This window comes from Bradyrhizobium sp. 521_C7_N1_3 (assembly GCF_052075975.1).
Taxonomy (GTDB): domain Bacteria; phylum Pseudomonadota; class Alphaproteobacteria; order Rhizobiales; family Xanthobacteraceae; genus Bradyrhizobium; species Bradyrhizobium japonicum.
On the sequence record NZ_CP197232.1, the window covers coordinates 2456560 to 2469518 of the forward strand.

14 protein-coding genes are annotated in these 12959 nt (G+C 65.5%); 7 read left to right on the forward strand and 7 right to left on the reverse strand.

All coding sequences use genetic code 11. The features are described from left to right. Together AB7008_RS11060 and AB7008_RS11065 are read right to left on the reverse strand one after the other, a co-directional pair. On the reverse strand, positions 1-285 hold the full coding sequence (locus tag AB7008_RS11060; RefSeq protein ID WP_441258799.1) for a hypothetical protein: 285 nt from the start codon (positions 283-285) through the stop codon (positions 1-3). Between the two features lie 78 nt (positions 286-363). Next, positions 364-801 carry a hypothetical protein gene (locus AB7008_RS11065; protein WP_041955022.1) on the reverse strand — a complete coding sequence of 146 codons (438 nt, stop codon included), beginning with the start codon at positions 799-801 and terminating at the stop codon, positions 364-366. Positions 802-951: 150 nt separating this feature from the next. On the opposite strand from AB7008_RS11065, the gene AB7008_RS11070 reads away from it, so the two are divergent. After that, positions 952-2217, forward strand: coding sequence for an MFS transporter (locus AB7008_RS11070; protein WP_304492827.1), 1266 nt, complete (start codon positions 952-954; stop codon positions 2215-2217). Here the strand turns inward: AB7008_RS11070 and AB7008_RS11075 are convergent. Continuing rightward, positions 2214-2621, reverse strand: a complete 408-nt coding sequence (locus AB7008_RS11075) for a DUF4864 domain-containing protein (protein WP_041955024.1) — start codon at positions 2619-2621, stop codon at positions 2214-2216. The genes AB7008_RS11070 and AB7008_RS11075 overlap by 4 nt on opposite strands. Positions 2622-2686: 65 nt before the next feature. Then, positions 2687-3325: a TetR/AcrR family transcriptional regulator gene (locus tag AB7008_RS11080; protein ID WP_304494133.1), complete on the reverse strand. Its 639-nt coding sequence runs from the start codon at positions 3323-3325 to the stop codon at positions 2687-2689. Between the two features lie 239 nt (positions 3326-3564). Between AB7008_RS11080 and AB7008_RS11085 the strand changes: the two genes are divergently transcribed. Genes AB7008_RS11085 through AB7008_RS11095 form a run of 3 tightly spaced genes read left to right on the forward strand, consistent with a single transcriptional unit; the run spans position 3565 to position 7368 of the window. After that, the gene (locus AB7008_RS11085) at positions 3565-4062 is read left to right on the forward strand and encodes a (2Fe-2S)-binding protein (protein WP_008140891.1); all 498 of its coding nucleotides are present in this window, start codon (positions 3565-3567) and stop codon (positions 4060-4062) included. Further along, a complete protein-coding gene (locus AB7008_RS11090) occupies positions 4059-5114 on the forward strand; it encodes an FAD binding domain-containing protein (RefSeq protein WP_441258800.1) in 1056 nt (351 codons plus the stop codon). Before AB7008_RS11085 ends, AB7008_RS11090 begins: the two co-directional genes overlap by 4 nt. Next, complete coding sequence (locus AB7008_RS11095; RefSeq protein ID WP_304492829.1) at positions 5107-7368, forward strand: xanthine dehydrogenase family protein molybdopterin-binding subunit; 2262 nt, start codon at positions 5107-5109, stop codon at positions 7366-7368. Before AB7008_RS11090 ends, AB7008_RS11095 begins: the two co-directional genes overlap by 8 nt. A 43-nt stretch (positions 7369-7411) precedes the next feature. On the opposite strand, the gene AB7008_RS11100 is transcribed toward AB7008_RS11095, so the two are convergent. Both AB7008_RS11100 and AB7008_RS11105 read right to left on the reverse strand, forming a co-directional pair. Further along, a complete protein-coding gene (locus AB7008_RS11100) occupies positions 7412-7564 on the reverse strand; it encodes a hypothetical protein (RefSeq protein WP_166082130.1) in 153 nt (50 codons plus the stop codon). A gap of 146 nt (positions 7565-7710) precedes the next feature. Further along, a complete protein-coding gene (locus AB7008_RS11105) occupies positions 7711-8259 on the reverse strand; it encodes a cupin domain-containing protein (protein WP_014497670.1) in 549 nt (182 codons plus the stop codon). Between the two features lie 149 nt (positions 8260-8408). On the opposite strand from AB7008_RS11105, the gene AB7008_RS11110 reads away from it, so the two are divergent. Both AB7008_RS11110 and AB7008_RS11115 read left to right on the forward strand, forming a co-directional pair. Further along, positions 8409-9737, forward strand: coding sequence for an aspartate aminotransferase family protein (locus AB7008_RS11110; protein WP_049826414.1), 1329 nt, complete (start codon positions 8409-8411; stop codon positions 9735-9737). Between the two features lie 70 nt (positions 9738-9807). Then, positions 9808-11073, forward strand: a complete 1266-nt coding sequence (locus tag AB7008_RS11115; protein ID WP_264621889.1) for a D-amino acid dehydrogenase — start codon at positions 9808-9810, stop codon at positions 11071-11073. A 270-nt stretch (positions 11074-11343) separates the two neighbouring features. On the opposite strand, the gene AB7008_RS11120 is transcribed toward AB7008_RS11115, so the two are convergent. After that, a complete protein-coding gene (locus AB7008_RS11120) occupies positions 11344-11997 on the reverse strand; it encodes a helix-turn-helix domain-containing protein (protein ID WP_441258801.1) in 654 nt (217 codons plus the stop codon). 179 nt (positions 11998-12176) lie between these two features. Between AB7008_RS11120 and AB7008_RS11125 the strand changes: the two genes are divergently transcribed. After that, complete coding sequence (locus AB7008_RS11125) at positions 12177-12935, forward strand: ABC transporter substrate-binding protein (protein WP_028158926.1); 759 nt, start codon at positions 12177-12179, stop codon at positions 12933-12935. Positions 12936-12959: the final 24 nt, after the last annotated feature.

Below are 12959 nucleotides of genomic sequence, written 5' to 3' on the forward strand. Positions count from 1 at the left end.
CTACCGGTCTTGCTTCGGCTGCGGCGCGACGGCGTCGTTGCGCTCGCGCCACGGTGCCGGCGCTGCAGGCCGCTGGCTGGTGTAGGGCGCAATCGTCGAGCGATAGCCGACGCGCGCGACCTTCGCCGCCGGATCGGCGGGATCGGCGCCGGCCACGGGCACAGCTGCCGGCATGCAGCCGGACAAGATCAATGCGGTTGCGGCCAGCAGCGGCCAATTGAATCGATAGTGTCGTCCACGCGCCGCGGATGCGGCGGCGAACTTCGCCCCGGAAAGGGTAAGCATGAGTCATCCCTGATCTGTCGTAAAGACCACAGGTTCGCGCGCGCGGATGCGCGTGCGGCCCGACGTCGTCGCGTCAGATCAGGCGATGGGAGGGCGGTAGTGCTGAGGCGGCGCCGCGCTGTGCAGGCTGGCCACGATCTCGGGCGCGCAGGCGGAGATCGGCTGAAGCGGCTTGGCGACACTGGGCAGGTCGGCCGGCAGGGCGCTCACGCACATCATTGCGCAGCACGGGCCAGCCTTGCCGTCATGGTGATGTTGGGCGGGCGCGTCCTGTGCGGCAGCCTGATGATGCGCGTGCGTGCCTGCGTGGTCATGCGGCACGTCGCCATGCGTATGACTGGCCTGCATGTGGTGATGCGCCGGCGCGAGATCGGCGAGCAGTGCGTCGTCGAGGCACGGCGCCGGACCGCTACCCCAGGCAAGCGCCGCCGCCGGAGCGAGCACGCAGAACAGATAGGCGAGGGCAATGAGGCGCCCCACCCTGATCCGCATCGATCGCGTCAATCGCAACAGCATTCCGCCAACAGGCTCCTCACGCGGCAATGTTGCACACGCAGATTGCAAACTAATGGCAAAGCGCGGCTTCGCCAAGCATCTTCTTACCGCAGTGCACTGCGCATGCCCAATATCGCGGCACGATGGTTGACCGAAAGGCGGTCAGCGAACATGGTCCGGCCCGTGCACGCGCCGAATCTTCCAGGACAGAAACCGGCCTCATTCACCCCTGATTCACGTCAGGCTTGGGTGCGGCTGTTGCTTGCGCTGCTGATCGGCTCGATCGGTGGCGTCGGCATGTGGGCGGTCGTCGTGGTGATTCCCGTCGTGCAGACCGAGTTCGCCGCCACGCGTGCTGCGGTGTCGTTGGCCTTCACACTGATGATGTTCGGCTTCGGCCTCGGCGGCGTGATCGCCGGCAAGATCACCGACAAGTTCGGCATCGTGCCGGCGATGGCGATCAGCATCGCTTTCATCGGCGTTGCCAATGTGCTGGCGGGGCTCTCGACCCAGCTCTGGCAGTTCGTCGCGGCCTATTTCCTGATCGGGCTCGGCACCTCGGCGACCTTCGCGCCGCTGATGGCGGAGGCCTCGCACTGGTTCGAACGCTATCGCGGACTTGCCGTGACCATCGTCGCGAGCGGCAATTACGTCGCGGGTACGATGTGGCCGCCGCTCATCAGCTCGGGCATGCAGACGATCGGCTGGCGCTACACGCATATCGGCATCGCCCTCGTTTGCGTGGTCTTGATGACGATCCTGGTGCTGGTCCTGCGCGCGCAGATGGGTGACGACAAGGTCCACAATCACGCCAATGCGCGGCCGCCGCGGGTCGATCTCAAGCTTTCGACCAATACGCTGACCGTGCTGCTCTCGATCGCCAGCATCTCCTGCTGCGTCGCCATGGCGATGCCGCAGGTGCACATCGTCGCCTATTGCGGCGATCTCGGTTATGGCGTGGCGCGCGGCGCCGAAATGCTGTCGCTGATGATGGCCTGCGGCATCGTCAGCCGCATCGGCTCGGGCTACCTTGCCGACAAGATCGGCGGCATCCGCACCCTGCTGGTCGGATCGCTGGCGCAGGGCTTTGCGCTGGTCTTCTATCTGTTCTTCGACAGCCTGACCTCGCTTTATCTGATCTCCGCGATGTTCGGCCTGTTCCAGGGCGGCATCGTGCCGAGCTACGCCATCATCGTGCGCGAGGCGATGCCGGCGAGCGAGGCCGCAACCCGCGTCGGCATCGTGATCTTTGCCTCGGTGTTCGGCATGTCCTTCGGCGGCTGGGTGTCGGGCGTCATCTTCGACGCGACGGGCTCCTACGCTGCGGCGTTCGCGAACGGGGTGGCGTGGAATGCCCTCAATGTCGGCATCGTGCTGACGCTGCTGATCCGGTCGCGAATGAATACAGTCAAGACGGGACCGGGTTTTGCGACCTAAACTTCTCGTCCCGGCTTGAGCAGCGAGCAACCGGTGATCTTGTAGCTGCCGTCGCTCTGCTGCTCGAGCGTGTACAGCGCCTCCCAGGCTTCGCCATTGGCATCGATGATGTGGACGTGCTGGGAGATCCAGTTGCCTTGGCTCCTGCTCTCGCCAAACTCAAAACTCTTGTGCCGGTAGACCGGCGCGTAGCCGTTCTGCACCATGGACATGAAGATATCGGGGGCGGGGAAGATTTCTTTAATCGCCGGCGCGGCGTAGGAATAGGCCGCCACCGCATCGTCGCGCGCGAAAGCCTGTTCCTGGGCGCGGATGACGCCTTGCGCCGCCGCGACGTCGTCGGCACGTGCCGAGACGGAGCTGAAGATAACGCAGATAGCGACGAGCAAGGCGGCGATGCGCATGACAGGCTCCGCGTTGAAATCCCGGCGATGCCAACACTAGCACGCCCCATGGGAAATACGGCGTGCTATCGCTTCCGTTTCACCGCCGGCTTCGTAGGCTTGGCGGCACGCGCCTTCGCCTTGCCGGCCGGCTGCACCCGCAGCCCGTCCACGAACACGTCGAGCATGCGCAGCACCGAGGACTGCCAGCCGGGCTGGTCGTGCATGTAGCACATCCCGACGAGCGTGCGCAGCAGGTCCTCCGGGCTGACATCGCCGCGCATCTGGCCGGCCGCGACCGCGCGATCGAGTAGCGAGCCGATCGCCTTGGTCAGCCGGTCCATCGAGAACGCCGCCAGCTCTGAGGAACTCTGGAACGTCAGTGCCAGCGCGGCAGACATGCCCTTTTTTGTGGCCACGAATTCGACATTGGACCGCAGCCAGCGCCGTAGCGCATCGACCGGGTCCTTCGCGGTTTTCAGCTGCTCGGCGAGCTCGCTGAGCTGCTCGACCTCACGCCGGTACACCGCCTCGAACAAATCCTCGCGAGTCGGGAAATGCCGATAGAGCGTGCCGATGCCGACGCCGGCGCGTTTGGCGACGGCTTCCAGGCTTGCCTCAGGACCGCCTGCATTGAAGACGACCTTCGCCGCCTCGAGCACGCGCTCGCGATTGCGCACGGCGTCGGCGCGGGGCTTCCGAATCTGGTCGGTCTGGTCGTCCATGGCGGTAATGTAGATCACGAATTGGTTAGATTGAACCCTCGCGGGCCTGCATCGCGTTGTCTGCGCATGGGCTTTTGACGAATTCCAAATATTTTTCGGCGGCCCTTGTTAAGCGGAGGGTGCCTCCGTATCTTCCTTGACATGTTGGCGGGGTTCCGCCCGGCCAACGTATGTCGACGGCGGCCACGGAGGTGGCGCGCTGGCCGATGACTCATGTCCATATCTGATCGGAGCCTTGTATGAACCACTCCATCAGCCTCACCGTGAACGGTGCGCGGCGCGACTTCGTCCTCGACGATCCGCGCGTCACGCTGCTCGATCTCCTGCGTGAGCGCCTCCATCTGACCGGAACCAAGAAGGGATGCGACCGCGGCCAGTGCGGCGCCTGCACCATTCTCGTCGACGGCAAGCGCATCAACTCCTGCCTCGCGCTCGCCATCAGCCATGACGGCGCCGACATCCTCACCATCGAAGGCGTGGCGCGCGGCGACCAGCTTCATCCCGTGCAGGCGGCCTTCATCGCCCATGACGGATTCCAGTGCGGCTTCTGCACGCCCGGCCAGATCATGAGCGCGATCGGCATGATGCAAGAGGCTCAGGCCGGCAACGATCCCGAGCGCATCCGCGAATGCATGAGCGGCAATCTCTGCCGCTGCGGCGCCTATGCCGGCATCGTCGATGCCGTGCTGGAAGCCCAGGCCGGCATGGACGAATCCAATCAGAGGCGCTCCGCATGAAACCGTTCGATTATATCAGGCCGGCCACGGTGGCCGAGGCCGTTGCGGCGGCCGCGCAGCCGGGCGCGGCCTATCTCGCCGCCGGCACCAATCTGCTCGATCTGATGAAGGGCGGCGTCAGCCGTCCGGATCGTCTGGTCGACGTCACGCATCTCGACGGGCTCGATCAGATCGAAACTCTCGCTGACGGATCGTTGCGCATCGGCTCGCTGATGAGCAACGCCGATCTCGCGCATGACGCAAACTTCGCGAAGTCCTACCCGGCCGTCGCCGAGGCGCTGCTGTCCGGTGCGTCCGCGCAACTGCGCAATGCCGCGACCGTCGGCGGCAATCTGCTGCAACGGACGCGCTGCGCGTATTTCTACGACACCGCCAGCCGCTGCAACAAGCGCGAGGCTGGCTCCGGTTGCGACGCCCGTGAGGGCGAGAACCGCACCCATGCCGTGCTCGGCTGGAGCGAGAGCTGCATCGCCACGCATCCGTCGGACTTCTGCGTGCCTCTGGTCGCGCTTGACGCCGTCGTCGAGATCGAGGGCAGGAACGGCTGCCGCGAGATCGCGCTCGACGCGCTGCATCGCCTGCCGGGCCATACGCCCGAGCATGAATCGGCGCTCGAACCCGGCGACCTCATCGTCGCGGTGCGACTGCCGCCCGCGGCGCGCGGCTTCGCCGCGCATGCGCGCTACCTCAAGGTTCGCGAGCGAACGTCTTACGCGTTCGCCGTGGTCTCGGCCGCGGCTGCGTTGCGGATCGAGAACGGCAAGGTTGCGGAGGCGCGGCTGGCGCTCGGCGGCGTCGCCGCAAAGCCCTGGCGCGCTCGTGCCGCGGAAGACGTGCTCAAGGGCGTTACGCCCACGGCAGATGCCTTCCAGGAAGCGGCCTGGCGCGCGCTCGCCGACGCAAAACCGTCCGGCGACAACGTCTTCAAGATCGAGCTCGCACGCCGCATCGTCGTGCGCGCGCTGACCCTTGCCGCCGCCGGTACGCCCGCGCGCATTCCCGCGCTGCCGGCCTCTCCCTTTGCCTCGACGTCCGGAGCCATCCATGCCTGAGCTCAATCTATCCAGCTCTCCCGCCCATCTGCGCCACGGCTCGAACATCGGTCAGCCCCTGACCCGGCGCGACGGCGTCCTCAAGGTCAAGGGGCAGGCGACCTACGCTGCCGATAATCATCCGCCCGGCATGCTGTTTGCTGTGATGGCCGTCGCCAGCATCGCGCGTGGCCGCGTCACCTCGCTCGATGTCGTTGCCGCCAAACGCCATCCCGGCGTCGTAGACGTCATGACACCGGACCACAAGCCGCAGCTCGCGATCGATCCGGAGATCAAGACCAATCCGTTCGTGTTCCGGATGGAGGTCCTGCAAAGCGACGAGGTCCGCTACGCCAACCAGCCCATCGCCGTCGTGATCGCCGAGACGCTGGAGGCCGCGACGGAAGGCGCGGTGCTGCTGGCGCCGCGCTACGAGACGCTGCCCGCGCTGGTCGGCCTCGATGCCGGCGAGAGTTACGTGCCGCCGGTGGTCGGCGTCGGCAATCCCACCGAAAATCACCTCGGCGATGTCGAAGCGGGCCTTGCCGCGGCCGAGAAGCAGATCGACGCGATTTACGAAACGCCGCCGCAATATCACAACGCGATGGAGCCGCATGCGATTGTAGCCACATGGAATGGCGACAGTCTGCAGATCGACATGCCGACCCAGGGTCTCATGCTGTCGCTTGCGCGCGTGGCAGAGTTGTTCGGCATCGCGCATGACAAGATCCACATCCGCAGCCCGTTCCTCGGCGGTGGCTTTGGCTCGAAGGGGCTGATGGCTGGTCCGCCGGTCCTCGGCATCATGGCCGCAAAGCTGGTCGGCAAGCCGGTCAAGCTGGTGCTGCGCCGTGAGCAGATGTACGGCCCGGTCGGTCATCGTGCACCGACGCGCCAGCGGTTGCGCATCGGCACGGACGGCCAGGGGCGTCTGACTGCGCTCGATCATCACGCCAGAACCGTGTCGAGCACGTTTGACGATTTCTACGAGCCCGCCGCGGATGCCTCGCATACGCTCTATGCCAGCCCGGCGATCCGCACCTCGCACGACGCCGTGCGCGTTAACACCGGCACGCCGCTGTTCATGCGCGCGCCCGGCGAGGCTACCGGCTCGATCGCGCTCGAAAGCGCGATCGACGAAATGGCCTGGGCCTGCGGCATCGATCCGCTGGCTTTCCGCCTGAACAACTACGCCGAGGTCGAGCCGATCACGGGGAAACCGTTCTCGTCGAAGGCGCTGCGGGCCTGCTACGAGCAGGGCGCGGCGCGCTTCGGCTGGTCGAAGCGTTTGCTCCAGCCGCGGCAGATGCGTGATGATGCCGGGCTCTTGGTCGGCTGGGGTATGGGCACGGCGACCTTCCCGGCGCTGATGTTCCAGGCCGAAGCGCGCGCAGTGCTCCGCCGCGACGGTAGCGGCGCGATGGAAATCGGCGCGCATGACATGGGGCAGGGTGCCTGGACGGCACTCGCCCAGATCGCGGCCGACGAACTTGGGCTCGACATCGACCGCGTCGAGTTCAAGGCTGGTTCATCCGACCTACCCGATGCCGGCATCGCCGGTGGTTCGGCGCACACCGCGACCGCGGGTGCTGCGATCCACAGTGCCGGTGCGGCCGTGGTCGCAAAGCTCGCCGATCTCGCCACCAGCGACGAGCGCTCGCCGCTGTTCGGCGCCGGCAATGCCGGCGTGATCGCGCGCGATGGCCGATTGATCCGGCGTGACGACGAGAGCCGCGGCGAGAGCTACGTCGAGATCCTCGCGCGTGCCGGCGTCGCCGAGGTCGAGGCGCGCGGCATCGGCGCGCCGAACCCGGCCGCGATGGAGGAATATGCGATGCATGCCCACGGGGCGGTGTTTGCGGAGGTGAAGGTCGATCCCGAGCTCGGCCAGGTCCGCGTCACCCGCATGGTCGGTGCCTTCGCGGCTGGGCGCATCGTCAATCCGCATCTGGTGAAGAGCCAGCTGTTCGGCGGCATGATCTGGGGCATGTCCTTCGCGCTGCATGAGGAAGCCATCACCGACCGCCGCAGCGGCCGGATCATGAATGCCAATCTCGGCGAGTACCACATCCCCGTGAATGCCGACGTGCCGCCGCTCGACGTGATCACGGTCGACGAGCACGATCCGCATGTGAATGCGCTCGGCATCAAGGGCGTCGGGGAGATCGGCATCACCGGCAGCGCCGGCGCGGTCGCCAACGCGGTGTGGCATGCGACCGGCGTGCGCGTCCGTCGCTTTCCGATCAGGATCGAGGAGTTGTTGACGCAGCGTTGAGGCAAAAAGGCGGGACGAGATCTTCTCGTTCCGCCGCCTCCTGCTAGTGCAGTTTCTTGCGGAGCGCCTTCAGCGCTTCTCGCTGTGTCTCGATGTAGTCGGCAATAGCCTTGCGCAGCTCCTGCGAATGGAGCTTGTCGGTGTCGCGCTGCACTTCATCGAGCGCAGCCTCTGCATTGGCGAGCGTGATCTTCATCTGCGAGCCCGGTTGTGGAGCGGTGCCGGAATGTCTCTCGGCTACGTTTCGCAACATATAGGGGTTTGGCGCGCAGAAATTGAGATGGCTCAAGCTCCGTAAGACACCGGGGCACTCCGTAGGATCCCGGATAAAGCCGATGCGCTTCAAAACGTCGGCGGCGTGCAGGCCGAGATCACTTCGCACGGCTTGCCGCCGACGCAGCGGAAGCGATGCGGGCGACGGCTCTCGAAGTAATAGGCATCGCCGGGATTGAGGATGCGGCGCTCGTCCTCGACGGTGACTTCGAGCTTGCCGGAGATCACGATGCCGCCTTCCTCGCCGTCGTGGACGAGGTGAACGCGTCCGGTGTCACTGCCGGGCTCGTATCGCTCTTTCAAAATCTGCAAGCTGCGGCCGAACAGATTGTCGCCGATCTGGCGATACGAGATCGGCTTCTTGCCGACCTCGGTCAGCTCCTCGGCGCGGTAGAAGATCTTGCGCCGCGACTCCGGCTCCAGCGCGAAGAACTCTGCAAGCCCCATCGGGATGCCGTCGAGGATGCGCTTGAGCGCGCCGACCGACGGGTTCATCTGGTTGGATTCGATCAGCGAGATCGTCGAATTGGTGACCCCGGCGCGCTTGGCGAGCTCGCGCTGCGACAGCTTGTGGTGTGCCCGAATGAATCGCAGCCGTCCACCGATGTCGACGCTCATGCCCCTGGTCCCTGTTGCAGGTGTTGCGGATCGCGCAAATATGGACCGGCAGCCCCAGTAAAATCAATGGCTTGCAGGTGACCAGAAAAGGACTTGTTGCGCTTCCGAAGCCGTGCCTCTGCTATCCGGTCAGCAAAGGAGCGTGGCCCGTGACCCTTCATCAGATTCCGAACACTATCAAGACCGACTCGTTCTGGATGCCGTTCACGGCCAACCGTCAGTTCAAGAAGGCGCCGCGCCTGTTCTCCTCGGCCGAGGGCATGCACTACACCACCGTCGACGGCCGCAAGGTGATCGACGGCTCCGCCGGTCTCTGGTGCGTCAATGCCGGCCACGGCCGCAAGCAGATCGCCGCCGCGGTCGAGCGGCAGCTGATGACGCTGGACTTCGCGCCGTCGTTCCAGATGGGCCATCCGCTGGCATTCGACTTCGCTGAGCGTCTCGCCGAGATCGCGCCGAAGGGTCTCGACCGCGTCTTCTTCACCAATTCCGGCTCCGAGTCAGTCGACACGGCGCTGAAGATCGCGCTCGCCTATCACCGCGCCAACGGCCAGGCGAGCCGCACCCGTTTGATCGGCCGCGAGCGCGGCTATCACGGCGTCGGCTTCGGCGGCATGTCGGTCGGCGGCATGGTCGCCAATCGCCGCGCCTTCGCGACCCACCTGCCGGGCGTCGACCACATCCGCCACACCCACGATCTCACCCGCAACGCCTTCGCCAAGGACCAGCCTGAGCATGGCGCCGAACTCGCCGACGATCTCGAGCGTCTGGTCGGCCTGCACGGCGCCGAGACGATCGCGGCCGTGATCGTCGAGCCGGTGCCGGGCTCGACCGCGGTGCTGCCGCCGCCGAAGGGCTATCTCAAGCGCCTGCGCGAGATCTGCGACAAGCACGGCATTCTCCTCATCTTCGACGAGGTCATCACCGGCTTCGGCCGCCTCGGCACGCCGTTCGCCGCCGACTTCTTCGGCGTCACGCCGGACCTGATGACGACGGCCAAGGGCATCACCAACGGCACCATTCCCTGCGGCGCGGTGTTCGCGAGCCGCAAGGTTCACGACGGCCTTATGGTCGGCCCGGAGAACCAGATGGAGCTGTTCCACGGCTACACCTATTCGGCGCATCCGACCGCCTGTGCCGCCGGCATCGCGACGCTCGACATCTACAAGGACGAGGGCCTGCTCACGCGCGGTGCGTCGATCGCCGAATACTGGCGCGATGCGCTGCATTCGCTGAAGGGCCTGCCGAACGTCGTCGATATCCGCAATTGCGGCCTGATGGGCGCTGTCGAGCTGTCGTCGCGTGACGGTGCGGTCGGGGCGCGCGGTTACGACGTGATGGTCGATTGCTTCAATCGCGGTCTGTACTTCCGCATGAGCGGCGACTCCTTTGCGCTGTCGCCCCCGCTCATCGTCGAGAAGAGCCATATCGACGACATGGTGTCGATCCTGGGCGACGCTATCAAGCGGGTGGCCTGATAATTGCTCTCGCCGTTGCGGAGTTTGTTCTTGCAGCGGCGAGCGTGATGCCGCGGGAGTTTGACGAAGCGTGAAAGTTCTGATCCTCGGCAGCGGTGTCATCGGTGTCACCTCTGCCTACTACCTTGCGCGTGCCGGTCATGAGGTGACGGTCGTCGACCGTCAGCCCGAGCCGGCGCTGGAGACTTCTTTCGCCAACGCGGGCGAGGTGTCGCCCGGCTATTCCTCGCCCTGGGCCGGCCCCGGCGTGCCGGTGAAGGCGATCAAATGGCTGCTGATGAAGCACGGCCCGCTGGTGATCCGGCCGAAGCTCGATCCTGTCATGTGGGTCTGGCTCTCCAAGATGCTGCGCAACTGCACCAGCGCGCGTTACGCGGTCAACAAGAGCCGGATGATCCCGATCGCGGAATACAGCCGCGATTGCCTGCGCGATCTGCGCCGCGACATCGGCATTCAATATGACGAGCGTTCGCAGGGCACTTTGCAGTTGTTCCGCCACCAGGCGCAGCTCGATGGCACCGGTGAGGACATCGCCGTGCTCAAGCAGTATGGCGTTCCTTTCGAGGTGTTGAGCCGGGAGGGCTGCATCGCGGTCGAGCCGGCGCTCGCCGCCGTGAAGGAGAAGTTTGCCGGCGGGCTTCGCTTGCCGCAGGACGAGACCGGCGACTGCCACATGTTCACGCAGGCGCTGGCCAAGCATGCCGAAGCGCTCGGCGTACGCTTCATGTTCAACACCGGCATCGATCGCATCGTCACGGACGGCGCGCGTGTCAGTGGTGTCGTGACCAGTGCGGGCACGTTGCAGGCCGATGCCTACGTTCTCGCGCTCGGAAGCTGGTCGTCGCGGCTCGTTGCACCGCTCGGCATCTCATTGCCGGTCTATCCGGTGAAGGGCTACTCGATCACGGTGCCGATCAAGGACGCCTCCGGCGCGCCGGAATCGACCGTGATGGACGAGAGCTACAAGGTCGCGATCACCCGCCTCGGCAATCGCATCCGCGTCGGCGGCACCGCCGAGATCTCCGGCTATTCGAGCCAGCTCTACGACGCCCGCCGCGCCACGCTCGATCATTCGCTGACCGATCTGTTCCCGCGCGGCGGCGATCTCTCCAAGGCGACGTTCTGGAGCGGCCTGCGTCCGATGACGCCGGACGGCCCGCCGGTGATTGGCCCGACGCAGTACGGCAACCTCCACCTCAACACCGGCCATGGCACGCTCGGCTGGACCATGTCCTGCGGCTCCGGCCGCGTGCTGGCGGACATGCTGTCGGGCAGGAAGCCGGAGGTCGATGTGAGTGCGCTGACGGTGGACCGGTACAAGTATCGGTTCGGCTAAGGCTCTATCTGCTCGTCATTGCGAGGAGCGCAGCGACGAAGCAATCCAGAATGTCTCCGCGGCAAGACTCTGGATTGCTTCGCTTCGCTCGCAATGACGATGTTGAAGCTCCGCGTATCCCATCCATCACCGTCACCCTGAGGTGGCCGCTTCTTCAGCGGCCCTCGAAGGGCGACGGCCCGGCTGCATCGCGGCCGTGCATCCTTCGAGGCTCGCTGCGCGAGCACCTCAGGATGACGGGACTGAGGCCGTGCTCACGGCACAAAAAAACTACCCCGCCCCCGTCACGCAATTCACCCACAGCACCACGGCCTTCGCATCATTGGCCGGATTGGAAAACCGGTGCGGCCTTCGGCTCGCGAACCGAAAGCTGTCGCCGGTCTTCAGCGACCACGTCTCGCTGTCCACCGTCAGCATCATCTCGCCTTCGAGCACCAGACCAGCCTCTTCGCCGTCGTGGGTGTAGAGTTCGTCGCCGGTGGAGCCGCCGGGCTCGAGATGCACCAGGAACAGATTGAGCCGGTTGTCGCTGCTCGCCGGACTCAGCAACTGCTTCGACACCCCGGTGCGCCAGAGTTTCAGTTCGGGCCGCTGGGGCCGGCGCGTCACCACCTGATCGGAGACGCCGTCGGCGCTCGGGCTTGCGCCGAACAGCGCGGCGATGCCGACGCCGAGCACGTCTGCGAGTGTGGCCAGCACGCGCAGTGACGGCGACGACAGGCCGCGCTCGATCTGGCTCAGAAAGCCGATCGACAGGTCCGTGCGCGCGGCCACCGTCTCCAGCGAGAATTGCCTGATACGCCTGAGATCCCGGATGCGGCGGCCGACCGCGACATCCATCGCGGGCTCGGCCGGGTTGGCCTTGACCGGCACCTTCCTGGCCTTCACCGTCCTCGCCGGCCTTGCGGCGGCCGGTTTGCGCATTCTTTTGCCACCGCTCACGTCAAACCGCTTCCTTCATGTGCATGAAAACCGCTTGCATCGCCCGCGAAAGTGTGACCAAATTTTCATATTGGTGAAAATAGGCCGAAACGGCTTGGCCCGCAACGTCTGATCACGACATGCGCGAGCGCCGACATCGGCCAAGCCCAAAGGGGGATGCGATGAAGCGTTTTGGTCTGGCCGCGGTCGCGGCGCTCGCGATTGCAGCGGTGATGCCGGCTTCGGCGCAGCAGGTGCTGAAGGTCGGCTCGACGCCGACAGGCATTCCCTTCACCTTCCTCGACACCAAGACCAACACCATCCAGGGCATCATGGTCGACATCGTCACCGAGGTCGGCAAGGACGCCGGCCTCAGCGTGCAGATCGAGCCGATGGCGTTCTCCGCGCTGATCCCGTCGCTGACATCGGGCAAGATCGACATCATTGCGGCGGCGATGTTCATCACCGCGCCGCGCAAGGAGGTCGTCGACTTCTCCGATCCGATCTACACCTACGGCGAAGGCCTGGTGGTCCCGAAGAGCGACACCAAGGCCTATACCACGCAGGATGATCTGAAGGGCGAGACGGTCGGCGCCCAGGTCGGCACCGCCTTCGTCGATGCGCTGAAGAAGTCCGGCCTGTTCGCCGACGTCAAGGCCTACGACACCATCCCGGACATCCTGCGCGACGTGAACACCGGTCGCCTCAAGGCCGGCTACGCCGACTATCCGATCCTCGCCTACAATCTGAAGCAGGGCGGTTTCCCCGAGGTGCGTCTGGTCGACGGCTACAAACCCGTCACCGTCGGCTCGGTCGGCATCGGCGTCCGCAAGGGCGAGGCCGCGCTGCTCGGCAAGATCAACGCTTCGCTGGCGAAGCTGAAAGCCAACGGCACCATCGACAAGATTCTCGAAAAGTGGGGTCAGAAGGCGCAGGGTTGATCGACAGAGGCTGGTAAGGCTGTC